The sequence below is a fragment of the Streptomyces sp. 891-h genome (genome assembly GCF_022760275.1).
In the GTDB taxonomy this organism is placed as follows: Bacteria; Actinomycetota; Actinomycetes; order Streptomycetales; family Streptomycetaceae; genus Streptomyces; species Streptomyces spirodelae.
Window position 1 is genome coordinate 5,044,125 of the sequence record NZ_CP050693.1, and the last position, 26,007, is coordinate 5,070,131.

General features: G+C 72.1%; 17 protein-coding genes. 10 read left to right on the top strand and 7 right to left on the bottom strand.

Going from position 1 to position 26,007, the window contains the following annotated elements; genetic code table 11:
• The first annotated feature begins 178 nt into the window (after positions 1-178).
• On the top strand, positions 179-718 hold the full coding sequence (locus HC362_RS22090; protein WP_243085735.1) for an HNH endonuclease: 540 nt from the start codon (positions 179-181) through the stop codon (positions 716-718).
• A gap of 112 nt (positions 719-830) precedes the next feature.
• Here the strand turns inward: HC362_RS22090 and HC362_RS22095 are convergent, their stop codons facing one another.
• The gene (locus tag HC362_RS22095) at positions 831-4,100 is read right to left on the bottom strand and encodes a beta-N-acetylglucosaminidase domain-containing protein (protein ID WP_243088756.1); all 3,270 of its coding nucleotides are present in this window, start codon (positions 4,098-4,100) and stop codon (positions 831-833) included.
• Positions 4,101-4,703: 603 nt separating this feature from the next.
• Here HC362_RS22095 and HC362_RS22100 point away from each other — a divergent pair.
• From HC362_RS22100 to HC362_RS22115, 4 genes are all read left to right on the top strand, one after another.
• The gene (locus tag HC362_RS22100; protein WP_243085736.1) at positions 4,704-4,985 is read left to right on the top strand and encodes a hypothetical protein; all 282 of its coding nucleotides are present in this window, start codon (positions 4,704-4,706) and stop codon (positions 4,983-4,985) included.
• Positions 4,985-7,276 (top strand): 4-alpha-glucanotransferase, encoded by a 2,292-nt coding sequence (gene malQ / locus HC362_RS22105; RefSeq protein WP_243085737.1) that lies wholly within the window; start codon positions 4,985-4,987, stop codon positions 7,274-7,276. Before HC362_RS22100 ends, malQ begins: the two co-directional genes overlap by 1 nt.
• 114 nt (positions 7,277-7,390) lie before the next feature.
• Positions 7,391-7,627, top strand: coding sequence for a hypothetical protein (locus tag HC362_RS22110; protein WP_243085738.1), 237 nt, complete (start codon positions 7,391-7,393; stop codon positions 7,625-7,627).
• Positions 7,628-7,801: 174 nt separating this feature from the next.
• The gene (locus tag HC362_RS22115) at positions 7,802-8,707 is read left to right on the top strand and encodes a hypothetical protein (protein WP_243085739.1); all 906 of its coding nucleotides are present in this window, start codon (positions 7,802-7,804) and stop codon (positions 8,705-8,707) included.
• Between the two features lie 26 nt (positions 8,708-8,733).
• Here the strand turns inward: HC362_RS22115 and HC362_RS22120 are convergent, their stop codons facing one another.
• Entirely contained in the window at positions 8,734-9,879 is a 1,146-nt protein-coding gene (locus tag HC362_RS22120; protein WP_243085740.1) for a serine hydrolase domain-containing protein, read from the bottom strand.
• 11 nt (positions 9,880-9,890) lie between these two features.
• Positions 9,891-10,799: a DMT family transporter gene (locus tag HC362_RS22125; protein ID WP_243085741.1), complete on the bottom strand. Its 909-nt coding sequence runs from the start codon at positions 10,797-10,799 to the stop codon at positions 9,891-9,893.
• Between the two features lie 74 nt (positions 10,800-10,873).
• On the opposite strand from HC362_RS22125, the gene HC362_RS22130 reads away from it, so the two are divergent.
• Complete coding sequence (locus HC362_RS22130) at positions 10,874-11,806, top strand: LysR family transcriptional regulator (protein WP_243085742.1); 933 nt, start codon at positions 10,874-10,876, stop codon at positions 11,804-11,806.
• Here the strand turns inward: HC362_RS22130 and HC362_RS22135 are convergent.
• Positions 11,789-13,474, bottom strand: coding sequence for a TIGR03767 family metallophosphoesterase (locus HC362_RS22135; protein WP_243085743.1), 1,686 nt, complete (start codon positions 13,472-13,474; stop codon positions 11,789-11,791). The two genes, HC362_RS22130 and HC362_RS22135, sit on opposite strands and share 18 nt — an antisense overlap.
• Positions 13,475-13,883: 409 nt before the next feature.
• Between HC362_RS22135 and pepN (HC362_RS22140) the strand changes: the two genes are divergently transcribed.
• Positions 13,884-16,463, top strand: a complete 2,580-nt coding sequence (gene pepN / locus HC362_RS22140; protein ID WP_243088757.1) for an aminopeptidase N — start codon at positions 13,884-13,886, stop codon at positions 16,461-16,463.
• Positions 16,464-16,583: 120 nt separating this feature from the next.
• Here pepN (HC362_RS22140) and snpA read toward each other — a convergent pair whose 3' ends face one another.
• Complete coding sequence (gene snpA / locus HC362_RS22145) at positions 16,584-17,276, bottom strand: snapalysin (RefSeq protein ID WP_243085744.1); 693 nt, start codon at positions 17,274-17,276, stop codon at positions 16,584-16,586.
• Positions 17,277-17,535: 259 nt separating this feature from the next.
• Between snpA and HC362_RS22150 the strand changes: the two genes are divergently transcribed.
• Complete coding sequence (locus HC362_RS22150; protein ID WP_243085745.1) at positions 17,536-18,498, top strand: LysR family transcriptional regulator; 963 nt, start codon at positions 17,536-17,538, stop codon at positions 18,496-18,498.
• A 179-nt stretch (positions 18,499-18,677) separates the two neighbouring features.
• Here HC362_RS22150 and pepN (HC362_RS22155) read toward each other — a convergent pair whose 3' ends face one another.
• The gene (gene pepN, locus HC362_RS22155; protein ID WP_243085746.1) at positions 18,678-21,284 is read right to left on the bottom strand and encodes an aminopeptidase N; all 2,607 of its coding nucleotides are present in this window, start codon (positions 21,282-21,284) and stop codon (positions 18,678-18,680) included.
• A gap of 251 nt (positions 21,285-21,535) precedes the next feature.
• Here pepN (HC362_RS22155) and HC362_RS22160 point away from each other — a divergent pair, with 251 nt between their 5' ends.
• Positions 21,536-22,165, top strand: coding sequence for a DsbA family protein (locus HC362_RS22160; RefSeq protein WP_243085747.1), 630 nt, complete (start codon positions 21,536-21,538; stop codon positions 22,163-22,165).
• Between the two features lie 127 nt (positions 22,166-22,292).
• On the opposite strand, the gene HC362_RS22165 is transcribed toward HC362_RS22160, so the two are convergent.
• Positions 22,293-22,940, bottom strand: a complete 648-nt coding sequence (locus HC362_RS22165; RefSeq protein WP_243085748.1) for a superoxide dismutase — start codon at positions 22,938-22,940, stop codon at positions 22,293-22,295.
• 968 nt (positions 22,941-23,908) lie between these two features.
• On the opposite strand from HC362_RS22165, the gene HC362_RS22170 reads away from it, so the two are divergent.
• Positions 23,909-26,005 (top strand): glycosyltransferase, encoded by a 2,097-nt coding sequence (locus HC362_RS22170; protein WP_243085749.1) that lies wholly within the window; start codon positions 23,909-23,911, stop codon positions 26,003-26,005.
• Positions 26,006-26,007 lie beyond the last annotated feature (2 nt).

Here is a 26,007-nt window from a genome sequence, read left to right on the forward strand (position 1 = left end):
CAGTATGAGGCCGAGCGTTCGAGTGAGAGGACTGTTCCACGGGGGAGGTGGCAGGTGTGGTCCAAAACACGCTCAGCTCGTTGCCCGGTCGTGGTGGCGAAGTCACCAGGGCACGGGACACACTGAGGGGAGATCGTCACGGCGCGAGCCACGCGCCGCCGACGTACAAGGAGGCACCGTGCCGCATGTCCTGGTCCTCAACGCGTCGTACGAGCCGCTCGGCGTCGTACCGCTTCGCCGCGCGCTCGTACTGGTCCTCAATGGGAAGGCGATCAGCCTGGAGGACTCCGGCGCCCTGATGCACAGCGCAACCCGTGTCATACCCGCCCCCAGTGTCGTCCGCCTCAAGCGGTTCGTGAGGGTGCCCTTTCGGGGCAGTGTCCCCCTCACCCGCCGCGCCCTGTTCGCCAGGGACGGCGGCCGATGCGCCTACTGCGGTGGCGTCGCAACCAGCGTCGACCATGTCATCCCGCGCAGCCGGGGAGGGGCGCACGCCTGGGAGAACGTGGTGGCCGCCTGCCGCCGCTGCAACCATGTGAAAGCCGACCGCCATGTCGCCGAGCTGGGCTGGCGGTTGCGACACCAACCAGCCCCGCCCTCCGGCCTCGCCTGGCGCATCATCGGAACGGGGCATAGGGACCCGCGCTGGCTGCCCTACCTCCAGCCATACGGCGCGGACGACGACCTCGCCCGGATCGACGGCAGATCCACTGCCTGAGACCCGGGCTTTGTTATGCCCGCACGGTCGCCCCGAAGCGCGTGCGGCGCCCTGTGACGACCGGACGACCCCTGGGGGCGCCACGCGGCGCCCCCGCGCCCGCTCCGGGTGGCTAGTCGGCGCGGGAGCCGGCGCCCCTGCCGCCATCGCGCCGGGCGTGCTTGGCCTGGCCTGCGGTGTCCACGCCGTAGATCTCCACCGACCACAGGGAGATCCCGAAGCGGGTGGCGCGCTTGTCGCCGACCACCCGCACATAGCGGGTGTCCCTGGGAGTGTCCATCCGGACCGATTCCCTGCCGCCCTCGCCGTCCCGCACCGTGGCAGCGGTGCGCCAGCGCTTGCCGTCGGGGGAGACCTGGATGCGGTAGCGCGAGGCGTAGGCGTCCTGCCAGCGCAGTACGACCTGCCCCACGCGGGCCCGTTCGGCCAGCTCCAGCTGCACCCACTCGCCGTCCTCGGCGGGCGAGGACCACCGGGTGCCGCGCTTGCCGTCGGCCACCGCGGCCGCGGGGAAATCCTTCGTCTCGTCAGCGGAGGAGGTCACCCGCGCGTGCCGCGCCAGATCCGGGCCCGAGGTGCGCGGGTAGGCCCGTACGGTGAGCGTGACGCGTTCCCCGCCGAACGAGACGGGGATGCGGTAACTGCCCGTCCTGACCGTGCTGTCGGCGGTGATCCGCAGCGGCACGTCCACCGTGCTGCCCCGCCGCACGGTGGTGCGCAGCGGTGTCCGCACGGTGAAGCCTTCGGGTGCCTTGGCCGTGACCTTTCCGCGCACATCCGTGGGCCGGTTCCCGGTCAGCCGCGCCGTGACCCGGGTCGCGTCCCCGCCGATCGCCGCGTCCACGGTCGTACGGGGGAGCGACAGCGAGGCCGCGGGGGTGTCGGCGTACCAAGGCGTGATCTCGTGGACGACCGGCGGCTTCGTCTGGTCGCTCCACACGAGCCGCAGCGCGTCGGCCTCCGCCGCGCCCTGCCGACCGGTGGTCAGCTGCGTCCAGCCGGTCCGCGAGAGCGCGCCCAGCCGCTGCCAGCCCTTGCCGGGCAGGTGCATCTCCACCGCTCCCCGGGTGCCCGAGTGCGGTCCGGTCAGCACCGTGACGGCGCGCAGGGAGCGCGGCTCGGGCAGCCGCACGGTCAGCGCCTCGGCTGAGTGCTTCCCGTGGCTCCCGGCGGTGGCCGGCGGGACGAGCATGGGCGGGTTCCGGGGGGTGAAGGTCCCGGCGACCGGGCTCGCCGCCGCCCGGTAGGAGGTGCTCGGGTCGCCGTCCGCCGCGGCGGAGACCGGGTGGTGCGGGGCGCCCGCCGGGCCGCCGTCCACATCCGGCTTGCGGCCGTGTCCGTCCTGGGACTTGGCCTTCGAGCCGTTCTTCGGCTCGGCCTTCGCGCCGTCTTCCGTTGTCGGGTCGGGCTTGGGCGGCTGGGCGCCCGTCCAGCCGTCCGACAGGTCCAGCGCCTTGTCCGTGAACTCGTCCAGTACGCCCTTGCCGACCGTCACCTTGCCCTTGGCGCTCTCGGTGCGCAGTCGCCGTGCCTCCAGCTGCGCCTTCCAGGCGGCCGGACCGTCCCCGCGCGCCTGCGCGACCAGCATGTCGACCGACTGCTCACCCGCGGCGCCGAGTCGGGAGAGCTTGGTCAGCCACGGCTCCACCTCCTCGCGGAGGTCGCCCGGTACCCGGGAGGGCGCCGTGCGCATCGTTGTGAAGGCGCTGCGCAGCTTTTCGGCGGCCTGGTCGAGCTCGGGCCCGTCGCCCTGCCCGTAGGCCCTCCAGAAGGCGTCCAGCAGCGGGCGCACATACGCCGACTCGTCGTAGCCGAGCACCGAGGAGGCGTCGTTGCCCGCCAGCGCGTGCACGGCCGCCCGGGTGGCCTCGGTGCTGCCGCGCCCTTCGGCCAGGTCGTCGATGGCGGCGTGCCAGGACTCCTTGGGCCGGTAGCCGCGCGGGTTCCAGGCGTAGTCGGCGGCCGTGAACAGCGGGATGCGGGAGGCCGTCGGCTGCTTCATGGCGTTGGTCAGCAGCGCGGCCGAACCGTGGGCGACGGCCGGTTCGCGACCCTGGTAGGGGCCGAGGAAGATCCGGTCGGAGGCGAAGTCGTTGACCGGGTAGTTGTCGATGGTCATCAGGCGGTGGCGGGGGAAGGCCCGGCGGGCGCGGGCGAGCTCGGCGCCGGTGATGGTCCGGGGGACCACGCCGACCCCGCTCCAGCCGATCTCGATCCGGTCGTCCAGCTTCCGCGCGAGCGCTGCCCGGTAGGAGGTGCGGCCCTTCTGGTAGAACTCCGTCGGCACCACCGACAGCGGCGCCGCGTCCGGATGGCGCTCGGCCAGGTGGGCGGCCACCGCGTTGGCGAGCTCGGCCTGGGCGCGTGCCGCGGCCTCGGGGCCCGTGCCGTAGGTGTCGGCGTCCTTGTCGCAGTGCCACTCGCTGTAGCTGACGTCCTCGAACCCCAGCTGGAAGGCGCGCACACCCAGTGCGCGCATGGCGTCGAGCTTGCGCAGCAGCGCCTTGCGGTCGTCCTGCGAGGAGAAGCACAGCCCCTGCCCCGGCGAGACCGCCCAGCCGAGCGTGACGTGGTTGCGCCTGGCGCGCTCGGCCAGTTCGCGGAAGTCGGCGCGCTGTGCCGCGGGATACGGGTCGCGCCAGCGGGGCGCCTGGCGGTACGGGTCGTCGCCCGGTGCGTACAGATAGCGGTTCTGCTTCGTACGGCCCAGGAAGTCGAGTTGGGACAGCCGCTCCTGGTGTGTCCAGGGCTGGCCGTAGAAGCCCTCTGTGGTGCCGCGTACGGCGGCGGCCGGCCAGTCGCGCACGGCGACGCCGGGGAAGCCGTGCCGGCCGTTGCGCTCGGTGGCGAGCTGTCGCAGCGTCTGCGCGGCGTTGAACAGCCCGTCCCCGTCCGTCCCTTCGAGCGCCACGGTGGCGTGCCCGGCCACCTGCCCGGTGGCGAGGCGGTAGCCGCCGGCCGGCAGATCGTCGCGCGCGGGGGCGCGCAGTTCACGCAGCGCGGGCCCGGCCGCCTCGGAGCCGGCCCGTACGACGAGAGTGCCCGGGGGCACCGTCCCGGCCGGGCGTCCGTCCCGGCCCGGGTGTATCCGGTGGACCGTGCGCACACCTGCCCCGTGCAGCGTCTCGCGGACGACTCGCAGTGCGTCCTCGTCCGCGTCCTCGTCCGCGACCAGGGTGGCCTCCGTGCCCGCCGGGACGAAGTCGCCCTGGGCGCGCATGGACTGGGGGCGCGGCCAGACCGGCGGCAGTCCCTCGCGCGAGCTCTCGTCGTCCGGGTTGCCCGCGGCCGGGCCGTCGGGCGCGGCCGGGGTGGCGGCCTGGGCGGGCACCCCGCCGAGCAGGCCGGAGACGACCGCGGCGGTGAGCGCGGCGGCGCTCATCCGGCTCCAGCCGCCCGGCGCGCCCGGGCGGCCGGCCGCAGTGGCGCCCGTGCCGGCCGCGGCCGCCGGGCCCTTCGCACCGCGCGCTGTCCCCACCGCTACCTCCCGATGTCCGACCGGAATCCCTCCGTCCAGCTCCCCTGCGGCGCTGCCGCGGGCCCACGTTCCGCGTACACCGCGTGCCGTCGTTCTTCGCGTACCTCTTCCGCGTACATCGGTGTACACGGTGTGACGCCGTGCTGCGTACCGTACGTGCCGCTGTGAACCGCGCCCGCACGACGGGGTGCCGGGCCGCACCGTTCGCACCGAGGAAAGGCCACAGCTGTGCCGCGAAACACGGGCGCCTGCGGATTCTATGGTTCTGCGGCGCGGACGTCCCGGGCTTTGACGGCAGTCACCCGCCCCTCCGGTAGGGGCCGCAAATACTCACGATCGTTGACCGTTTTGTCCGTTGATTCTTCTTTCCCTGGCGTGCGTTGTCGCCGATTCGCCGCGGGAAGCGACGTGAGCTGAGACACGTTCCGTCCCCGCACACGTCTGCATGTCCGTCGACTGGGTAGGGCGAAGGCTGTCCGCCCTTTCGTCAACGAACGGAGGCCCACCGTGGCCGCGTCCGCTGAACTCCTCATCTCCGCTCTCACTCCGCTCCCGCAACAGCGCGCACTCTCCAAACGAGGGCACGAGCCGGTAGACCTGTCCGGTGTGTCCGACCCCGACTCCGGACTTGACGGCTCGTGCACCTGCGGCTGTGCCGACGCGCCGCTCACCAGCGAGCCCCCGCTCGCCGACGCCACCCCGCTGACCAGTGAGCCCCCGCTCGCCGAGGCGCCGCTGACCAGCGAACCCACCGGGGTCGGTTACGGCACGGAGCCGGCGGACATCTGATGGCCCTCCCCCAGACTCCGTCCGGGGGTACCCCCATCCAGCCTCCGACCGGTGGCACCTCGAGCCCGGCCTCGTCGGAGGGAAGCTCCCTGGCGCGGCTCGCCGCCGCCCACGGGGTCTCGCTCCGCTACGAGCCCGCACCTGGCCGCCAGGTCCGGGTGCCCGAGGAGACGGTCGTCGCCGTGCTCGCGGCCCTGGGCGTCGACGCCTCGACGCCGCGCGCCGTCCGTGCCGCGCTGGAGCAGCACGAGTGGGACAGCCGCAGACTGCTGCCTCCCACCGTCGTGCTGCGCTCCGGTGCGCACTCCGGCTCGGCCACCAGCGCCGACTTATCCGGCTCCCCCGGCTTATCCGGTTCGCCCGGCCTGCCGGGCTGCCCCGTACTCCCGGACGGCACCGTGCTGCGGGTCGCCACGGAGAGCGGTGAGGCCCTCGACTGGGGCCCCGGGACCGAGCTGCCGCCCGGCGTGCACACGCTGCTGGCCCACGCGCCCGACGAGCGCTCGGCGCACAGCACCCTGATCGTCGCGCCCGAGATCTTCCCCGCGCCCCGCACCCGGCCCGGAGCCACCCGCGGTCACGGCCTGCTCGTGCAGCTCTACTCGCTGTTGTCCTCCCGCTCCTGGGGCATGGGCGACCTCGCCGACCTGAGCGAGCTCGCCGGCTGGGCGGGACGCTGCCTGGGTGCCGATTTCGTCCAGCTCAACCCGCTGCACAGCGCCGTACCCGCGGCGCCGGGCGGCCGCACCGACCCCTCGCCCTACCGCCCCTCCTCGCGCCGCTTCCCCGACCCGGTGCACCTGCGTATCGAGGAGATCCCCGAGTACGCCTACCTCGGCAGCGCCGAGCGCCGTGCGGCCGACGCCCTGCTGGCGCGCGCCGCGGCACTGCGCGGGAGCGTGCTGCACGGGGGCGCGAACATCGACCGGGACGCCACCTGGGAGCTGAAGCGCGCCGCGCTGGAGCTGGTCCGTACGGTTCCGATGAGCCCAGGGCGGCGGGCCGCCTACTGCGACTTCCTCGCCGAGCGCGGACAGGCGCTGGAGGACCACGCCACCTGGTGCGCGCTGGCCGAGGTGCACGGACCCGACTGGCGCTCCTGGCCGGCCGGTCTGGACGACCCCCGCTCGGCCCGTACGGCACGCGCCCGGGACGCGCACATGGACCGGATCGACTTCCACTGCTGGGCCGCGTGGCTCACCGACTGCCAGCTGGCCGCGGCCCAGCACACCGCACGCGCGAGCGGCATGGCGATCGGGCTGGTGCACGACCTGGCCGTCGGCGTACACCCCAGCGGCGCCGACGCCTGGGCGCACCAGGACATCCTCGCCCAGGGCATCACGGTCGGCGCCCCGCCCGACGAGTTCAACGCGCGCGGCCAGGACTGGGGGCTGCCGCCCTGGCGCCCCGACGCACTGGCCGAGCAGGGCTACGAGCCCTACCGCGACGTGCTCGCCGGGCTCTTCCGGCACGCGGGCGCCCTCCGGCTGGACCACGTCATGGGCCACTCCCGGCTGTGGTGGGTCCCCGAGGGCCGCCCGCCCACCGAGGGCACCTATGTGCGGTACGACACCGAGGCCATGCACGGAGTCCTCGCGCTGGAGGCGCACCGCGCGGGCGCCGCCGTCATCGGGGAGGACCTGGGCACGGTGGAGCCGGGTGTCCGCGAGGAACTGGCGGCCCGGCGGGTGCTGGGCACCTCGGTGCTGTGGTTCGAGCGTGACTACGGCGGCGGCTCCGCATCCCGCGGGAGCGGCGCCGCGCACGGCGACGAGGGAGCCCCGGGGTCCGGCGGGCGCCTGCCGTCCGGGCGGGCCGCGCCACTGCCGCCACAGCGGTGGCGGGCCGACTGTCTGGCGACCGCCACCACGCACGACCTGCCCAGCACCGCGGCGCGCTTCACCGGGGCACACGTCGAACTGCGGGAGCGGCTCGGCATGCTCCCCGGCGGCGCCGAGGCCGAGCACGCCGCCGAGCGGGCCGAACTCACCGAGTGGCTGGCCCTGTTCGAGCGGCTGCGGCTGCTGCCGGAGGGCTGGGGTGACGAGGAGGGCGTGCTCAAGGCGGTGTACCGCTTCCTGGCCCGGACACCGGCGCGGATGGTCGGCGTCTGGCTGCCGGACGCCGTGGGGGACCGGCGCGCGCAGAACGTGCCGGGCACCACCGACGAGTACCCCAACTGGCGGCTGCCCCTTGCCGACGCCGACGGTCGGCCCCTCACCCTGGAAGAGCTCGCAGCCTCGCCGCGCGCCCATGCCCTGTTCGCCGAGGTGCGCCGCGCCGTGGGCTGAGCGCCCGAGCCCGCGCGCGGGGCAGCGACGGCAGCGACCACGGAGAGCAGGAGTGACAACCCGATAAGCGCACCCGGGCGCGCGGGCCGTTCAGGCGTCCGATATGTTTGCAGTGTGAGCAACAAGGTCAACAAGAACGCCCTGCGCGCAGGCACTGTCACCGCTGGTGCGACGCTGCTGATGCTGCTGTCGTCCCCCGCCTTCGCGCTCACCCGTGACGACGGCGACCAGCCGGGCTCCGGCCTGAGCGTCGCCGAGACGCTGGGGCTCTACGTCGCGGCGCCCGTCGTGCTCTTCCTGCTGATCGCCGGTCTGGTGATGGTGGGCGACAAGAGCAGGAAGAAGAGCTGACGCCGCAGGAGAGCGCGGCGCACGGACCGTCCGAGCGGTAGCCGCGCGGGGCCCCGGTCGCCGGCCGGTTATCGGCACTCGAACTCCCGTGCTTTAGTACAGGGTTGTCCGCGTTCTGCGACAGCTCTGTCACACACGTTGGCACCCGGCGGGCAGCGGGGAATCGCCCACAGCATGACGCACGAAGTACCACTGCCGCCCCGTACCGGTCTGCCCACCAGCGAGGAGAGGCTGCGCGCCGCGCTGCTGTACGCACAGAGCGACGCGGCAGCGCCCCCGGGCGCTCTGCCGGGCGTGGACCGCTGCGCGATGATCACAGGCATGGCAGCGCTTGCCCTGAACTGCTTCTCCGCCGCTCCGTCCCTGCTGGACCTGGAGCGGATCGACGTCCTCGTACCCGACCTCGGCGAACCCACCGGGCCCGGGGCCGACGCGCCGCTTCCGGCCGCCTGTGCCTACACCTCGGCACATCTGGTGCGGACCCGCGTTCTGCCCGAACCCGAGGAGATCACCGGGCTGCCCGTGGCGCCCGTGCCGCGAGCGCTCGCCGACGCGGTCGCCCAGCTCCCGGACGGGGAGCACGTACGGCGGCTGCTGGTCGAGGCGGTACGCGGCGGCCACTGCGAGCCGCAGCCCGTGGTGCGCGAGCTGACCAGAGCCCGGCTGCTGGCGCTGCCGCACGTCGCGGACGCGGTGGAGAGCCTGCTGGCGGAGGGGCGCGCGCTGACCGAGGGCCTGCTGTACGAGATGGTCTTCGGCCACGGTCTGCCCGACCCCTGCTGGAACGTCGAACTGCGCGTCCCCGGCGGCCCGCACCTGGGCGCCGTCGACGCCTACTGGCCGGACCAGGCCGTGGCGGTGGAGATCGACGCGGGAACGCCCAGGACCGGCGCGGAGGCGGCCTGGGACGCCTACACCCGCAAGCGGGAGGCCCTGGAACAGCTCGGCATCACCGTCGTCCACGTCACCGCCGAGAAGTTGCACGAGTCCCTCGCCCAGCAGGCAGCCGTGGTCCGGACGGCGCTGATGGCCGCCTGCGAAATGGAGCCCGCCGAGTACGTGACCGTCCTGCCGCGCTGACCGTTCGGTCGCAGATCAATCGCAGATCAGTCGCAGAATTCCGCCTCGACCAGGCCGAGGGTGTCGCCCGACCAGTCGCCGTTGACGTTGAAGGCGGCGGTGTGCGTGCCGTCCGGTGTGGTGAAGACGGCCGTGGTGGAGCCGTGGATGGTTCCGTCGTGGCCCCAGACCGTGACGCCGCAGGGCAGGGTGCGCTCCGCCAGGCCCAGTCCGTAGCGGTCGGTGGCGTCGGCCCTGCGCGTCGTCCGCATCTCGGCGAGCTGCCGGGGCGGCAGCAACTCTCCGGTCACCAGGGCGCGGACGAAGCGCACCAGATCGCGGTCCGAGGAGATCATCTCGCCGGACGCGCCGGCCAGCGAGGGGTTGAGCGAGGTGACGTCCCGTACCGGCGGATCTGCCCCCGGGGCGAACAGCGTGGAGTATTCCCTGCCGTGCTGCCCGGGGATACGCGAGGAGGTGCCCGGCAGCGAGGTGTCGCGCAGTTTCAGCGGGCGCAGGACCCGGTTCTCGACCTCTGTCGCGTAGGAGTGCCCGGTGACACTTTCGATGACCATGCCGACCAGCAGATAGTTGGTGTTGGAGTAGCTCCAGTCCGTTCCCGGCGGGAACAGCGGCGGCCTGGACAGGCTGCGCGCCGCCAGCCGTTCGGGAGTGTGGGTGGTCCAGCGGTGCGTCAGGAAGCGAGGGCTGAAGTAGTCGGCCCGCAGCGCGGGATCGGTGGTGTAGTCCGGAATTCCGCTGGTGTGGCCCAGCAGTTGGCGCAGCGTCACCCCGTGCGCCCGCCCGCCGGTGGTTCCGCCGTAGGCGCCCAGCCGCAGGCCGGGCAGCCAGCGGGCCACCGGGTCGTCCAGCCGCAGTCTGCCCTCCGACTCCAGTTGCAGCAGCACTGTCGCCAGGAACGGCTTGGTCACACTGCCGATCCGGAAGCGGTCATGCGCCAGCCGGGGACGCTCTCTTCTGTAGTCGCCGGTGCCTGTGCTGCCGACCCACACTCCGGCGCCGTCCTCGACCTGCGCCAGCACGCCGGGGGCGCCGTCCTGTTCGACCAGCGCCTCCATCGCCTCGCGGGTGCGAGCATGGCCCCGGTCGGCGGCCGAGGAGGAGCTCACCGCCAGCCCGGTCACGGTCACCAGGGTGATCAGCCCGCTGAGGAGGGCGCGCGGCAGGTGCATGGGCGGTGACTCTAGTGAGCGTCCCGGCTGGTGTGCCAGACGGCGAGGACGACAAGGACGCACCCGGCGAACTGGGTCGGTGTGGGTCGTTCACCGAGGAAGACGACACCCAACAGGAGGGCCAGCACCGGCTGGAGGAGCAGCAGCGCGGCGCTCGTCACCGGCGCCAGCCGCGCCAGCGCGGGCCCCATCAGGACGAGCGCCAGCACCTGCCCGAACAGCGCCATCACCGCCAGCCAGCCGAGCGGTCCCCAGCCGGGCGCCGGGTCGACGCCCGTCCACAGCGCTCCCAGTGCACCGGAGGTGATCCCGGCGGCCAGCGTCGAGAGGCACACCGGGTGGACGGTGTGCGCGCCGCCGCCCAGCCGGGTCAGGAACAAGTAGCCCGCGAAGGCCACGCCCGCCGCGGTTCCGTAGAGCACTCCGGAGACCGGGCTGCTGCCGGGTTCCGGATGGCCGATCGCACCGCTGGCCAGTGCGACACCGGCCAGCAGCAAGGGCAGGGTGCGCCAGTAGCGTGCGCCGGGGCGGGTGCGGGTGACCACCAGCGCGAGCAGCGGGAAGACCGCGATCTGGATGTTGAGCAGCACCGTGGCGATGGACGAGCCCACATCGTGGATGCTCTGCGCCCAGCAGACGAAGTCCACACCCAGCAGCGCGCCCGCGGTCAGATCGAACAGCCGGGCGCGGGCCGGGCGCGGCCCCAGCCGACGGCGTTCGGCCAGTGCGAGCGGTACCAGCGCCACCAGCGCCAGCGCGCAGCGCAGGAAAGCTGCGGTGCCCGCGTTGACCCCGGAGAGCTTCACGAACATCGCGGACGCCGAGATGCACGCCGACGCCGTCACCGCCAGCGCGACGGGGCTGCGTTCGGCCAGCCGCGCCGAACCGGTCCGCTGCGTTCCCTCCCCGGTGGTGGTCATGACAGTCACTCTGCCTGCCGTGACTCTCAAGTAAAAGCGAGGATTCGTACGGGATACTCATTAGCATTGCTTGGGTGTTCAGCTCCGACAGGCTCCGCGCCCTCGACGCCGTCGCCGTGCACGGCTCCCTGGCCCGGGCGGCGGCCACCCTGCACATCACGCCCTCCGGTGTCTCCCAGCAGCTGGCCAAGCTGGAGCGCGAGGCGGGCCACAAACTGCTGGAGCCCCAGGGGCGCGGCGTCCGCCTCACGCACGCGGGCCGGGTGCTGGCCGAGCACGCGGCCCGTGTCGTCGCCCAACTGACTGCCGCCGAGTCCGACCTGGCCCGCCTCGGCGACGAGATCCTCGGCCCGCTGCGGCTCGGCGGTGTGGGCAGCTCCCTCCGCAGCCTGCTGCCCGGGGTGCTCGCCACCCTCACCGAGGCGCACCCCCGGCTGCGGCCCACCGTGGTGGACGGCGAGGCGGCCGACATGGTGCCGCTGCTGCTGACCGGCGAACTGGACCTGCTGCTGGTCGAGAGCTGGCACAGCCGCCCCATGCCGCTGCCAGAGGGCGTCCGGGTCCGGACCCTCGCCCTGGAGGAGGTCCAAGTGGCGCTTCAGGACCGGCACCCGCTGGCCGGCCGGGACACACTGGACCTGGCCGAACTCGCGGACGCCGTCTGGTCGAGCTGCCCGGTGGGCACCGAGCCGTACGAGGCGCTGGTGCAGGCCCTGCGGGCGCGCGGGGTCGAGCCGCAGGTCCGCTACACCCTCACCGAGTACGCCACCCAGCTCGCCTTCGTCGCGCGTGGGCTGACCGCCGCGCTGGTCCCCGAGATGGCGCAGACCCCCTGTCCGCCCGGCGTGCGGTTCCTCTCCGTGCGCCCGCCGCTGACCCGTGAGGTGCGGGCCGCCTGGCGGACGGGCGGTGACAGCCCCTCGGTGCGCGCCTGCCTGGCCGCGCTGACCGCCGAGGACCGGGACGGCGAGGACCGGGACGGCGGCCCGTCACGGCTTGCGGAGTAGGAGCTCGGTGTTGCGGTCGCCCTCGGCACCCTCCAGCCCCCGCCGCGTCCCGGGTGCGTTGAAGGCGAGCTCCCGGTAGAGGGACGCCAGCCCGGTCTGCGACAGGTCGGTGAAATCCGTACGGTGCGGTGCCGCCGACTCGATCAGGGTGGTGAACAGGGAGAGCGTGCCGTCCTTGTTGTCCACCAGTTCCACGGTGCGCGCCAGCTGCGGGAAGTCGATGTGGGAGGCCGTACTGATCTCCCAGAACGTCTCGTGCGGAGTGATCCGGTTGCGGTGGCTGTGCCCGTTGACCCACGCCACGGCGTGCGGGGTCTCCCGCAGCAGCTCCAGCAGCTCCTGACCGCCCTCAGGAGTGGTCGTACTGGTGTGGTGGCTGAAGACGATCGCGTACATGTCGTCGTGCTCGGCCAGCTTGCGCTTCAGCCAGCGCAGCTGCGCGGCGCCCAGATGGCCCTTGTAGTGCCCGTCACGCCGGGTGGTGTCCAGGCTGTAGCCCATCACCTGGGTGGATATCCGGAAGGTGTAGTACAGCGTGCCGTCCTCGGCGTTCGCCTCGGTGTACCCGTGCCCGGCCGGTCCGTGCCCCTTCGCGTGCGGCCGGGACAGCGCGCGTACGTAGTCGCGCGGGGTGACCGGAGCGCGCCGGGGGTCGGGGGTGACCACGCGCATCCGGTGGCGCTCGGAGCGCAGCATCTCCTTGAACAGCTCGCCCTTCGGGTCGAGGCCCTTGTCCACGGCCCGCCACAGCTGTGCGGCCTGCTCCTTGGGCAGGTCCATCAGCTTGCGGTCACCGGTGGCGAAGTCCGCGAAGAAGCCCCGGGTGTCGGCGGCGGCGAAACAGCCGCCCGGCAGCGCGTCGTGGTTGCCGACCGTCGCATACCAGGGCACGTTCAGCCCCGGGCTGGTCACCCGCTGCACAGCTGCTCGCAGGAAGCCGTCCATCCGCGGGAAACCTGCCGCGGTCTTGTCGCGGTCGCGCAGGTCCGAGTCCGGCTGCCAGTAGTCCGGCAGCCCGGAGTCCTGTACACCCTCGTACAGTCTGGGCTCCCCGGTGTCGGGAGTGATCCGGCCGCCGCTCATCACCTCGACGAACCAGTCCAGTTCGGCGTGCGAGTTGTTGTCGGTGTTGTCACCCGTGGTCACCACGCAGGAGAGCGGGGAGCCGGTGGCGGGTCCGCCGGTCAGCGCGTTGACCCGTTCCACCAGCGAGACGGCACCGGCGACCGACAGCGCCTCCTGCGGGCGCCATGCACTCGCCGTCTGTGCGCGCAGGTACTCGTAGCGCAGCGGGTGCTGCACATCCACCAGATGAAGATCGGTGAACTGGACGAGAGCCGCCAGCGGTACTGCCTTCGCCGCGCGCCCGTGCCCGGCCTCCGCCAGCTCGGTGCGCACCACACGGCGCCAGCCGGGACCGGTCACCAGCCGCTTGAACGGCCCGTCCCCGGAGGGCACCGCGACCTCGGTGAGGGTGGTCGCGCCCTTGTGCGGCGCGCTGACGGGGGCAGGAGCGTGCGCGGCCTGACGGGGGCGTACGGAAGCGCGGGCCAAGGGCGCGGAAGCGGGGGGACGCGCGGGTGCCGGTGCGGTCACCAGCCCGAGCGCAGCCGCGGCCCCGGCGGAACCGGCGAGCGCCAGCACACCGCGGCGCCCCGGGCCGGACACGGACCGGCGCACCGAGCCGGCGGCGGGCGGGCGGAGCCGGGCGGCGGCCGAGGCGACGGAGGCGGCCAGGGACGGGAACGGACCGCGGGCCGGGGGAGAGGAAGGGGACGAGGCCGACGACGGGGGCGGGGAGCCCGGGGAGCAGGCCGGGGAGTCGGTGGGGGACGCGGGAGTGGAAGGGGACGGGGAAGTGGAGTCGGCAGGCAGAGAGCGGCTGCGACGGGGCATTCGGTCTCCCGGTACGGAGGTTTCGCAGGGGCGGGGTATGCCCCTCTCCTCCGTTCTTGGCGCCTTGGATGACCTCTGTCTGAACTGCGCGGGAACGCCCGCCACCAGGTGTCACAACCGCGTGCAAGTATGGCTTCAGCACGACAGCGACGAGATCCGCGAGAGTGGGGAGATCAACCAAGTGCCTGGCACGAATCTGACGCGCGAAGAGGCCCAGGAGCGGGCCCGGCTGCTCACCGTGGACTCGTACGAGATCGAGCTGGACATCAGCGGTGCGCAGGACGGTGGCGGGGGCATCTTCCGCTCCGTGACGACGGTCCGCTTCCAGGCGTCCGGGGCGGGCGACACCTTCGCCGATCTGGTCGCGCCCACGGTGCACGAGGTAACCCTCAACGGTGAGTCGCTCGACCCGGCGGAGGTCTTCGCCGACTCCCGGATCGCCCTGCGCGGGCTGCGGCCCGGCCCGCAGGAGCTGCGTGTGGTCGCCGACTGCGCCTACACCAACACGGGCGAGGGCCTGCACCGCTTCGTCGACCCGGTCGATGACCAGGCGTATCTCTACACCCAGTTCGAGGTGCCGGACGCGCGCCGCGTCTTCACCACCTTCGAGCAGCCCGACCTCAAGGCCACCTTCCAGTTCACCGTGCGCGCCCCCGAGGGCTGGACGGTGATCTCCAACTCGCCCACCCCGCAGCCGCAGGACAACGTCTGGCGGTTCGCCCCCACCCCGCGGATCTCCAGCTACATCACCGCGCTCATCGCCGGCCCGTACCACTCGGTGCACAGCAGCTGGGAGGGCGAGGGACGCAGCGTGCCGCTGGGCATCTACTGCCGCCCCTCGCTGGCCGCGTACCTGGACGCCGACGCGATCTTCGAGGTCACCCGGCAGGGCTTCGACTGGTTCCAGGAGAAGTTCGACTACCCCTACCCGTTCGAGAAGTACGACCAGCTCTTCGTGCCCGAGTTCAACGCGGGCGCCATGGAGAACGCCGGCGCGGTCACCATCCGTGACCAGTACGTCTTCCGCTCCAAGGTCACCGACGCCGCCTACGAGGGCCGCGCCGAGACCATCCTGCACGAGCTGGCCCACATGTGGTTCGGCGACCTGGTCACCATGGAGTGGTGGAACGACCTGTGGCTGAACGAGTCGTTCGCCACCTACACCTCCGTCGCCTGCCAGGCGCACGCCCCGGGCAGCCGCTGGCCGCACGCCTGGACCAGCTTCGCCAACCAGATGAAGACCTGGGCCTACCGCCAGGACCAGCTCCCCTCCACCCACCCGATCATGGCCCCGATCCGGGACCTGGACGACGTCCTGGTCAACTTCGACGGCATCACCTACGCCAAGGGTGCCTCCGTCCTCAAGCAGCTGGTCGCCTACGTCGGCATGGACGAGTTCTTCCAGGGGGTGCGCGCCTACTTCAAGCGCCACGAGTGGGGCAACACCCGGCTGAGCGACCTCCTCGGAGCGCTGGAGGAGACCTCGGGCCGCGACCTGAAGGCGTGGTCCAGGGCGTGGCTGGAGACCGCGGGCATCAACGTCCTGCGCCCCGAGGTGACCTGCGCCCAGGACGGCACCCTCACCGCGCTGGCCATCCGCCAGGAGGCCCCCGCGCTGCCGGCGGGAGCCACCGGAGAGCCGACGCTCCGCCCGCACCGGCTCGGCGTCGGGTTCTACGACCTGGTGGACGGCAAGCTGGTGCGCACCGACAGCGTCGAGCTCGATGTCGACGGCGAGCTGACCCAGGTGCCGCTGCCCCGCGAGCGCAAGCGCCCCGATGTGCTGCTGCTCAACGACGGCGACTTCACCTACGCCAAGGTCCGGCTCGACCCCGAGTCGCTGGCGAACGTCACCCGGCACCTGGGCGACTTCGCCGACCCGCTGCCCCGCGCCCTGTGCTGGGCGTCGGCCTGGGACATGACCCGGGACGCCGAGCTGCCCGCGCGCTCCTACCTCGACCTGGTCCTCTCCGGGATCGGCAAGGAGTCCGACATCGGCGTCGTCCAGTCCCTGCAGCGCCAGGTCAAGCTCGCCCTGGACCTGTACGCGGCACCGGCCTGGCGCGAGACCGGGCTCACCCGCTGGGCCGAGGCAGCCCTGGAGCAGCTGCGTGCCGCGGCTCCCGGCAGCGACCACCAGCTCGCCTGGGCGCGCGCCTTCGCCGCCGCCGCCCGCACCGACGGGCAGCTCGACCTACTCGCCGGGCTGCTGGAGGGCAGCACGGCCATCGAGGGCCTGACCGTGGACACGGAGCTGCGCTGGGCGTTCCTGGAGCGGCTCGCGGCCACGGGCCGGGCCGGCGACGCGGAGATCGGCGCCGAGCTGGAGCGGGACTCCACCTCGGCGGGCGAACGGCACGCAGCGGCGGCCCGCGCGGCGCGCCCCACCCCGGAGGCCAAGGCGGAGGCGTGGCGGGCCGTCGTGGAGAGCGACACGCTGCCCAACGCGGTCCAGGAGGCCGTCATCTCCGGCTTCGTCCAGACCGACCAGCGCACCCTGCTGGCGCCCTACACCGAGCGCTACTTCGCCGCCGTCAAGGGCATGTGGGAGCAGCGCAGCCACGAGATGGCGCAGCAGGTCGCCATCGGCCTGTATCCGGCGCTCCAGGTCTCGCAGCAGACCCTCGACGCCACCGACGCCTGGCTGGCCTCGGCCGAGCCCGGCGCGGCGCTGCGCCGCCTGGTGACCGAGTCCAGGGCGGGTGTCGAGCGGGCGCTGCGCGCCCAGGCCGCCGACGAGGCGGCGGGCGCCGCGGGCTGACCTCCTCACGCGGGGACGCGTGGGCGCCCGCCCTCGCGCCACGCGTCGGCCCCCGGTCCGGTGCTGACCGGGGGCCGACCCTGCGGGGGGCGGTTCACACGGCGGTGCCGCTCAGGCTGCTCACTTGAAGGCGGCCTTCTCGAAGACGACGTCGGCCACACCGTTCGCCCACAGCTGCTCGACCCGGGCCCGCTCGTTGGCGTCGGGCTGGTCGTTGGTGCAGGACGGGCCGGGGCCGCCGCCGGACATCAGTTCGCTGCACGGTCCCTCGTAGTGGTCCGGCAGCCCGAGCACATGGCCGGTCTCGTGCGCGACCACGCGGTTGGAGTCGTACTGCTGGTTCTGCGCGTAGTCCAGGAAGATGTAGCCGCTGCCGTGCCCGTCGGTGTACGCGTAGCTGCCGCGCGGGTCGTTCCCCTCGCGGTAGTCGAAGGTGGCGTTGCCGCCCTCGGCCAGCTTCACATTGGAGACGGCCGAGTTCCACACAGCGGTGCTGTTGGCTATCTGGTTGCGGAACGAGGGGGCACGGCTGGCGTCGTAGTTGATGGTGACCTGCTGGATGCCGGGCTTGGCGGCCTGTTTCTTGAGCGCTTCCTTGACGATGAACTTGAAGAACTTCTCGTTGTCGCGCTGCTTCTCGCCGGTGAAGCCCTGTGTGCTGGAGGAACCGGCGGTGGTGCTGTGGGAGGAGGTGCTGGAGTGCGCGGCCGGGGAGGCGGGGGCAGCGGCCGTGGCCGGTGCGGCGCCCACTCCGAGAGCGACGGTCACGCCCAGGCCGAGCGCCGCCGAAAGAGCCGATCTGCGGTATCTCATGGGGGGTCTCTCCTCGAATTCCGAGGGAACCGGCGCCGCTCTGGGATGTTGGCGTGTGGGGGGCGCCGCCGGTCCCTTGGGACGGATTTCTGCTGCGGGAGAGTCTGTTCGAGCGCACGGCGTACCGGAATGATGCCAACTGCCGATAGGACCGGTGAATCCCCCGCCGCCGCACAGGGGTTCGCGACGCGTTCACCAGCCCGCCGCTGTCTGGTGGGACGTGCGACACCGCCGTTATGCTCCGCCTGTGGAGCTCGAAGTGAGGCACCTTCGTGCGCTGTGTGCGATAGCCGACACGGGCAGCGTGCACAAGGCGGCCCGTCAGCTCGGCATGACGCAGCCCTCGTTGACGACGCAGCTCAGGCGCATCGAACAGGCCGTCGGGGGCCGGCTCTTCAACCGGGAGCGCACCGGAAGCAGGCCCACCCCGCTCGGCCGTACCGTCCTCACCCGCGCCAGGCCCATCGTCGCGCAGATGTCCGAGCTGATCCGGGAGGCCAAGGACGCCGCCGGGCTCGGCCAGGCGGGACCCGGAGCGCGGCTGCGGCTCGGCAGCACCGGCAGCCGGGCCGTTCCCGGCTGGCTGCGCCGACTGCACAGCCGGCTGCCGGAGTTCGACATCACCTTCCAGACCGACGTCTCCGCCAACACCCTGCTGCGGATGGTCGCTGACAACCAGCTGGACGCCGCGTTCGTGCACGAGGTCGAGGGCGCGCCGCTGCTGGTGCCCGACGGGATCGAACTGCGCGTCCTGGTACAGCGCGAGCCCCAGTTCGTCGCCGTGCCCGCCACCCACCCAGCAGCGCGGGCCGGGCGGGCCGTGGCCGTCGCGGAGCTCGCGGACGAGAAGTGGATGGTCGACCCGTCCGTCGACGGCGACTGGGACGGGCTGCGGCAGGTGTTCGCCGCCGCGCGGGTCGATCCGCGGGTGGTCTACGGCGACTATCTGTCGGCGAGCGATCTGGTCGCCGCGGGGGAGGTGGTGACCCCCTGTCAGCCGACGTCCCGGCCGCGCCCCGGCATGTCCATCGTCCCGCTGGCCGGGGACCCGCTCGGTGTCCGGCTGCTGGTGGGATTCCGCACCGGCTGGGGGCGGGGCGCGGAGGGGGACGCCGTCTTCGACGACCTGCGGGCCTCGTACGAGGAGGTGGCCTGGGGCAGCCCCGCCTACGCCCGCTGGCTGGCCGCCCGGCACAGCCCAGCGCTCCCCGCGATGGCCTGAGGGCCGCCGCCCGCGGTGGCCTGACGGCCCGCAGCGTCACCGGCCCGGCCCCCTTGCGGTCCGCCGCAGGGTGCGGGTGGGTTGTGGCTCGGGGGCACCTCCCGGGGCGCCCGCCGAAGGCTGGGGGAGCGCAGTTCCCCAGCCTTCGGGGCGCCCACCCGGACGCCGCCGGACCGCCCCTAGACCCCCGGCGCGTCCGTGCGCTGGGCCCGCAGCGCGCGGGCCAGGTCGTCGCGGGACTCCGCGACCAGGCGCCGCAGCGCGGGTGCGGCGTCCGGATGCCCCGCAAGCCACGCGTCGGCGGCGTCCAGCGTGGCCTGGTCGCCCTGTGTCGCGGGGAAGAGGCCGCGCACGATGGCCATGGCGATCTCGATCGAGCGCGAGGCCCACACGGACTCCAGCACCTCGAAGTACCGGGGCGCGTACGGTGCGGTCAGCTCGGCCTGTCCCGGCTGGTCGAAGCCGGAGATCGTCGCTTCCACCAGCGCGTTGGACAGCGCGTCGGACTCCACGACGGAGGCCCACGCCTGGGCCTTGACCGCGGCGGAGGGCCGTGCGGCCAGGCACCGTACCTGGTGCCGCTTGCCGGAGGCGGTGTCGTCCCGCGCCAGTTCCGCCTCGACGGCGGCCTCGTCGGCGAGGCCCTCGGCGGCGAGCGGCTCCAGGAACGTCCAGCGCAGCTCCTGGTCCACCTCCAGGCCGTCGATCCGGGCCGTACCGGCCAGCAGCCCCTGCAGGAGGCGCAGTTCCTGTTCGCCGGAGGCGACGGAGGCCAGGAAGCGGGCCCAGGCCAGCTGGTGGCCGCTGCCCGGCTCGGCCTGCCGCAGCTGGGTGACGGCTCCCTCGGACAGCAGCCGGGCGCCCTCCGCGCGCCAGTCACGTGCCGTGTACTGGTGGAGGGCGAGCCTGGCCTGACCGTGCAGCATCTGCAGCACGCCGATCTCGGTCTCCCGCCCGGCGAACCGCAGCACCAGGGAGATGAAGTCCCGCGCCGGCATCAGCCCGTCGCGGGTCAGGTTCCACACGGCCGACCAGCACAACGCGCGCGCCAGCGGGTCGGTGAGCTCGCCCAGGTGGTCGCGCAGGGTCGCCAGCGAGACCTCGTCGAACCGGATCTTGCAGTACGTCAGGTCCGCGTCGTTGACCAGCACCAGGTCGGGCCGCTCGGCTCCGGCCAGTTCGGGGACCGGCGTACGCGTTCCCGCGACATCGGCCTCGGCGCGCGCGTAGCGCTCCAGGGTGCCGTGGGCGGCGTCGCGGCGGTAGAGGCCGACGGCGACGCGGTGCGGGCGCAGGGTGGGGTGCGCCTCGGACCCGGCCTCCTGGAGGACGGCGAGCTCGGTGACGCGGCCGTCCGCGTCGTAGGTGAGTTGCGGGGTGAGGGTGTTGACCCCGGCGGTCTGGAGCCAGGCCTTGGACCACTCGGCCATGTCGCGCCCCGAGGTCTCCTCCAGCGCGGACAGCAGGTCCTCCAGCCGGGTGTTGCCCCACTGGTGGCGCTTGAAATAGCGGCGGGCACCCTCCAGGAAGGCGTCCTCGCCGACGTAGGCGACGAGCTGTTTGAGGACCGAGGCGCCCTTGGCGTAGGTGATGCCGTCGAAGTTGAGCTTGGCGTCCTCCAGATCCCGGATGTCGGCGGTGATCGGGTGCGTGGAGGGCAGCTGGTCGGCGCGGTAGGCCCAGGACTTGCGGCGGTTGGCGAAGGTGATCCAGCCGTCGCGGAAGCGGGTGGAGCCCACCAGCGCGAAGGCGCCCATGAAGTCGGCGAAGGACTCCTTGAGCCACAGGTCGTCCCACCACTCCATGGTGACCAGGTCGCCGAACCACATATGGGCCATCTCGTGCAGGATGACGTTGGCGCGGCCCTCGTAGGAGGCGTCGGTGACCTTGCCGCGGAAGACGAACTCCTCGCGGAAGGTCACACAGCCGGGGTTCTCCATGGCACCGATGTTGTACTCGGGCACGAACGCCTGGTCGTACTTCCCGAACGGGTACGGGTAGTCGAAGTGGTCGTGGAAGAAGTCCAGGCCCTGCTTGGTGACGGTGAAGATGTCCTCGGGGTCGAAGTGGCGCGCCAGCCCCTTGCGGCACAGCGCACCCAGCGGGATCTCCAGCTCGCTTCCGTCCTCGAGGGTGCGCCGGTAGGTGTCGGTGACGTAGTGGTACGGGCCTGCGACCACGGCGGTGATGTACGTCGAGATCGGCTGGGTGCGCTCGAAGCGCCACAGTGCCCACCTCCCGTCGTCGACCGGGCGCGGCTCGCCCCGCTGGGCGCCGTTGCTCAGCACCGTCCAGCTCGCGGGCGCGGTGACGGTGAAGTCGAAGGGCGCCTTGAGGTCGGGCTGTTCGAAGTTGGCGAAGACGCGGCGCGCGTCGGCCGGCTCGTACTGCGTGTAGAGGTAGACCTCGCCGTCCTCGGGGTCGAGGAAGTGGTGCAGGCCCTCGCCGGTGCGGCTGTAGGCGCACTGCGCGTCGATCGTCACCTCGTTGGAGGCCCGCAGTCCTGGCAGGGTGACGCGGGTGCCGTCGAAGACCTCGTCCACCGGCAGCGACTCGCCGTTGAGGGTGACGGAGTGCACGTGCGGGGCCACCAGGTCGACGAAGGTGGTGGCGCCCTCCTCGGCGCTCTCGAAGGTGATCGTCGTCGTGGAGCGGAAGGTGCGTGGTCCGGTGGTGGGCGGAGGTTCGACGGCGGAGCGCAGGTCCAGCGCCACGTCGTACCCGTTCACGGTCAGCAGCGCTGCCCGCTCGCGGGCCTCGGTGCGGGTCAGGTTCTCTCCGGGCACGCCGCTCCCTCTCCGTTCGGCCGCGGCCGCTCGGCCGCAGGTCGGATCGCCTGGTCGACAACCTGCTCAGGATCGCATGCGCCCTGCGGCGGGCACACCCGGGAATGCCGTCGACCGCCCCGTACGTTGTCGGTGTTCGAGATCACAGTCGCACTGCGGTTCGCGCCGCGGTGCGCGCACGCTTGCACACCATCGCTGTCCCCGCATTGATCAAGCAGTACCGATCACGAGCACTCTGCCGAGGAGAAGACATGACGGACAAGACGCCCGCAGATTTCTGGTTCGACCCGCTGTGTCCTTGGGCGTGGATGACCTCCCGCTGGATGCTGGAGGTGGAGAAGGTCCGGCCGGTGGAGGTCCGCTGGCATGTGATGAGCCTGTCCGTGCTCAACGAGAAGCGGGTGGACGAGCTGCCCGAGCAGTACCGCGAGATGCTGGAGCGCGGCTGGGGCCCGGTCCGGGTCTGCATCGCTGCCGAGCAGGAGCACGGCAGCGAGGTGCTCGGCCCGCTCTACACGGCCCTGGGCACCCGCGTCCACCCGGGCGGGCGGGAGCTGGACCGTGAGGTGATCCTGGAGGCGCTGGAGGAGGCCGGGCTGCCCGCCTCGCTGGCGGACGCCGCCGATTCCGACCGTTACGACGCCGCGCTGCGGGCCTCCCACGAGGAGGGGATCGGCCTGGTGGGGCAGGAGGTCGGAACCCCGGTCATCGCCGTACCGGGCGCGGACGGCTCGCGGATCGCCTTCTTCGGCCCGGTGGTGACCCCGGCGCCCAAGGGGGAGGCCGCCGCCAAGCTGTGGGACGGCACCTTGATGGTGGCCTCGACCCCCGGCTTCTTCGAGATCAAGCGCACCCGCGACGTGGGTCCCGTCTTCGACTGACCCCGCCGCGGTTCCCCGAGCACGGGCCCCTTGTGTGTCACGTCCACACAAGGGGCCCCGTCGTCTTCCGCCCCCGGAACGGTGAGAAGACGATCACGAGGGGGGAAGCGGTGGCGGCTCCGTACGGCTACGGGGCCAGCAGCAGGTTGTGCGCGCGCTCCTTGGCGGCGGTGTAGCGGGCCGCGACATCCTGCCAGTTGACGACGCGCCACATCGCCTCGACGAAGTCGACCTTCTGGTTGCGGTACTGCAGATAGAACGCGTGCTCCCAGGCGTCGAAGACCAGGATGGGCACCGAGCCCTGACCGACATTGCCCTGGTGGTCGTAGACCTGTTCGACGATGAGCCGCGCGGTGACCGGCTCGTAGGCCAGTACGCCCCAGCCCGAACCCTGAGTGGTGGCGGCCGCCTTGGACAGCTGGGCCTTGAACTTGGCGAAGCTGCCGAAGGACTCGGCGATGGCGTCCGCGAGCTCGCCCGTGCCGTCCTTCTCCAACGGCTCACCGCCGCCGTCGCCGGTCATGTTCTGCCAGTAGATGGTGTGCAGGATGTGCCCGGACAGATGGAACGCCAGGTTCTTCTCCAGTCCGTTGATGGCCCCCCACTGCTCCTTGTCGCGGGCCTCGGCGAGCTGTTCGAGGGTGTCGTTGGCACCCTTCACATACCCGGCGTGGTGCTTGTCGTGGTGCAGCTCGATGATCTCGCCGCTGATGACCGGCTCCAGTGCGGAGTAGTCGTACGGCAGCTCCGGCAAGGTGTAGGTCGCTGTCGACATGCTCCCGCCCTTCACTCGCTATTGCATATTACTTGCAACAAGAAGTTAGCAGCAAGAGGGCGCGAGAGGGCGGAGCCGGGGTGCGACGGGCCGGGCATGGGGGCACGGGGGTGCGGGGCGAGGCGAAATGGCCTCTGGTCGCACGGGAATGCGCCGCCGGTTCGTTGAAAGCCAAAGCTCGGTAAGCGCGGCGAAAAAGGGTAAAGTGGCGAGGAAGCGGCGGTGAGAGCGGCGCCGGAGAGAGAGGAAGGAGGGGGCGGCGAAGGCGGTGCGAAAGGCGCTGAGTGGCAGTGAGAAACCCCTCACTCGCTACTTGCTGGTACGAGTTGAGGCCGTGTCAGCATTCTCACTCTGCTCGCCCGTGCTTCCGTCACCCCGTAATTCCCAGCCGAGTATGCGTATTCCGGCGCAACGGGCCTGTACTGCTGGCGTAAAAAAGCTGCCGCAATCCCGTTATCCGCGCCGTCGAACCCTTCTGACCTGCTGAAACATCCTGGAAGGCGCGAATTCAGGCAGGACTCAGGACGATTTCGGGCAGGCCGGAGTAAGGCCAACCCGTTGCTCCTGCTCGGTCCGCGTCCTCGACCGCCTTTCCGGCGCGGAAGCGCCCACTGGCCGATGACTAGTCAGGGGGTGGCACAGCCCTTGGAGTGCTGCCTCTGACTGTTCCAGCGTCACGAGGAGTTTTTGTGTTACAGCACCCACAAGATCCCCGCGCCGCAAACGGCTTGTGGTCATACCCGGGCGCGAGCATGGCTACACTCGCCCACCATGTTCAAGGCCAGCAGGAAGACAAGCCGGCAGAGAATTCGCCGCCAGCAGCCGTGCCCGCACGGTTTCGGCCGGTACGTAAAGGTCTCGTACCGGACCAGTGCGGACGTCCTCCGCGTTGCCGGGGCGGACGGCCCCCGCCCCGGGCCGGGACATGCCGGACGGCCTGTGACGGCCCCCACCCCGGCCCCGAGGGCATGAGCCGCCCGACGCGAGGTCGGCACGCCCGATCCCGAGACCCGCGCGCGCACTGGCTGCTGCTGTGCCTCGTGCTGCCCGCCATGTTCGCCGCGCTGCTGTTCGAAGGCTGGACCAATCACGAGGTCGACGCCGCGAAGACGCGCCGCGACTGCACCAAACCCGTACCCGACGCGGTGGCCGAGGGCGGTCCCGTGCTGCGTATCGACGGAGGGCGGGTGAAGTCCTCCGCGATGCCGGCGCGTACCGTCGCGCTCACCTTCGACGGCGGCCCCGACCCGGTGTGGACCCCGCGCCTGCTCGCTCTGCTGCGCGAGCACCAGGCGCACGCCACGTTCTTCCTGAGCGGCGCCAAGGCCGCCCAGCATCCTGAGCTGGTGCGGAAGATCCGCGCCGCAGGCCATGAGATCGGCTCGAACGCCTATACGGGTGCCGACCTGGGGGCCTCGTCATCGGTGCGCGCCGGGATGGAGCTGACTCTCACCCGGAAGGCGCTGGCGCACTCCGCGGGTACCCACACCAGGCTGTTGCGGATGCCGCAGACCACCACGGTGGACACCCTGTGCGGCGCCGAGTGGAAGGCGGCGCGGCGCGCCGCGGCCGACGGCTATCTCCTGGTCGCCGCCGACCGCGCGTCCCGCAAACCCGCGCAGGGCGTGATCCGGCAGTACAGCCAGACCGACCTCGCGTACCACGAGGCGAGGAAGCTGCTCGAGAGCCCGCACGTCGACCGGTTCACCACCGTCTCGGCCGGGCTGCGGCTGCCACCGGCCGAATCGGCCTCCACCGTCGAGAAGTGGGAGGGCACGGCGCTGGTCTGGGTCAAGCGGATCGGCCACGCCTTCGTGCGGGGTATGGCCTGGGTGCTGGGGATCGCGGGAGCGCTGGGGCTGCTGCGGCTGTTGCTGCTCGTCCTCTTCGCCCGCACCCATGTGAGGCGGCTGACGCGCTTCCGTCCCGGCTCTCCCTGGCTGAGGGAGGTGCACGAACCGGTGACCGTCCTCATCCCGGCCTACAACGAGGAGGCGGGGATCGAGTCCACCATCCACTCGCTGCTCGCCTCCACGCACCCGCACCTGCAGATCGTCGTGATCGACGACGGCTCGACGGACCGTACGGCCGACCTGGCCACCTGGATCAACGATCCGCGCGTGCAGGTGCTGCGGCAGCCCAACGCGGGCAAGGCCGCGGCGCTCAACACCGGGCTGGCGCACGCCGCCTACGACATCGTGGTGATGGTCGACGCCGACACCGTCTTCGAGCCGGACGCCATCTACCGGCTGATCCAGCCCCTGGCGCACCCGGCCGTCGGCGCGGTCAGCGGGAACACCAAGGTCGGCAACCGGCGCAGACTGCTGGGCCGGTGGCAGCACCTGGAGTACGTCTTCGGGTTCAACCTCGACCGCCGGATGTTCGAGGTGCTGGAGTGCATGCCGACGGTCCCCGGCGCCATCGGGGCCTTCCGCCGGGACGCGCTCATGGGCGTCGGCGGGGTCAGCGAGGACACCCTCGCCGAGGACACCGATCTGACCATGGCCCTGTGGCGGGCCGGATGGCGGGTGGTCTACGAGGAGTCCGCCGTCGCCTGGACGGAGGTCCCCAGCTCGCTGGGCCAGTTGTGGCGCCAGCGCTACCGGTGGTGCTTCGGGACGCTCCAGGCCATGTGGAAGCACCGCCGTGCGGCTGTCGAACTGGGCCCGGCCGGACGCTTCGGCAGGCGCGCGCTGAGCTATCTCACCCTCTTCCAGGTCGTGCTGCCGCTGATCGCGCCGATCGTCGACCTGTTCGCCCTCTACGGGGTGCTCTTCCTCGACCCCGTGCGCTCGACCGGGGTGTGGATCGGCTTCCTCGTCGTCCAACTGCTGGCGGCCGGGTACGCGCTGCGGCTGGACGGCGAGCGGATGCGGACCCTGTGGGCGATGCCGTTCCAGCTCCTGGTCTACCGGCAGCTGATGTATCTGGTGGTCATCCAGTCCGTGGTCGCCATCCTGCTCGGCAGCCGGCTGACCTGGGGCCGGATGCGCCGCTCCGGCACCGCTGCCCAGCATCTCGGGCAGCGCCTGCCGCAACCCGAACCGGAGCTGACAGCGAGGTGATC

Excerpts from the sequence above, each read along its gene's own strand:
- HC362_RS22095 (WP_243088756.1), bottom strand. The coding sequence starts at position 4,100 with ATGAGCGCCGCCGCGCTCACCGCCGCGGTCGTCTCCGGCCTGCTCGGC.
- malQ (WP_243085737.1), top strand. The coding sequence starts at position 4,985 with ATGGCCCTCCCCCAGACTCCGTCCGGGGGTACCCCCATCCAGCCTCCG.
- HC362_RS22115 (WP_243085739.1), top strand. The coding sequence starts at position 7,802 with ATGACGCACGAAGTACCACTGCCGCCCCGTACCGGTCTGCCCACCAGC.
- HC362_RS22120 (WP_243085740.1), bottom strand. The coding sequence starts at position 9,879 with ATGCACCTGCCGCGCGCCCTCCTCAGCGGGCTGATCACCCTGGTGACC.
- HC362_RS22125 (WP_243085741.1), bottom strand. The coding sequence starts at position 10,799 with ATGACCACCACCGGGGAGGGAACGCAGCGGACCGGTTCGGCGCGGCTG.
- snpA (WP_243085744.1), bottom strand. The coding sequence starts at position 17,276 with ATGAGATACCGCAGATCGGCTCTTTCGGCGGCGCTCGGCCTGGGCGTG.
- HC362_RS22160 (WP_243085747.1), top strand. The coding sequence starts at position 21,536 with ATGACGGACAAGACGCCCGCAGATTTCTGGTTCGACCCGCTGTGTCCT.
- HC362_RS22165 (WP_243085748.1), bottom strand. The coding sequence starts at position 22,940 with ATGTCGACAGCGACCTACACCTTGCCGGAGCTGCCGTACGACTACTCC.
- HC362_RS22170 (WP_243085749.1), top strand. The coding sequence starts at position 23,909 with ATGAGCCGCCCGACGCGAGGTCGGCACGCCCGATCCCGAGACCCGCGC.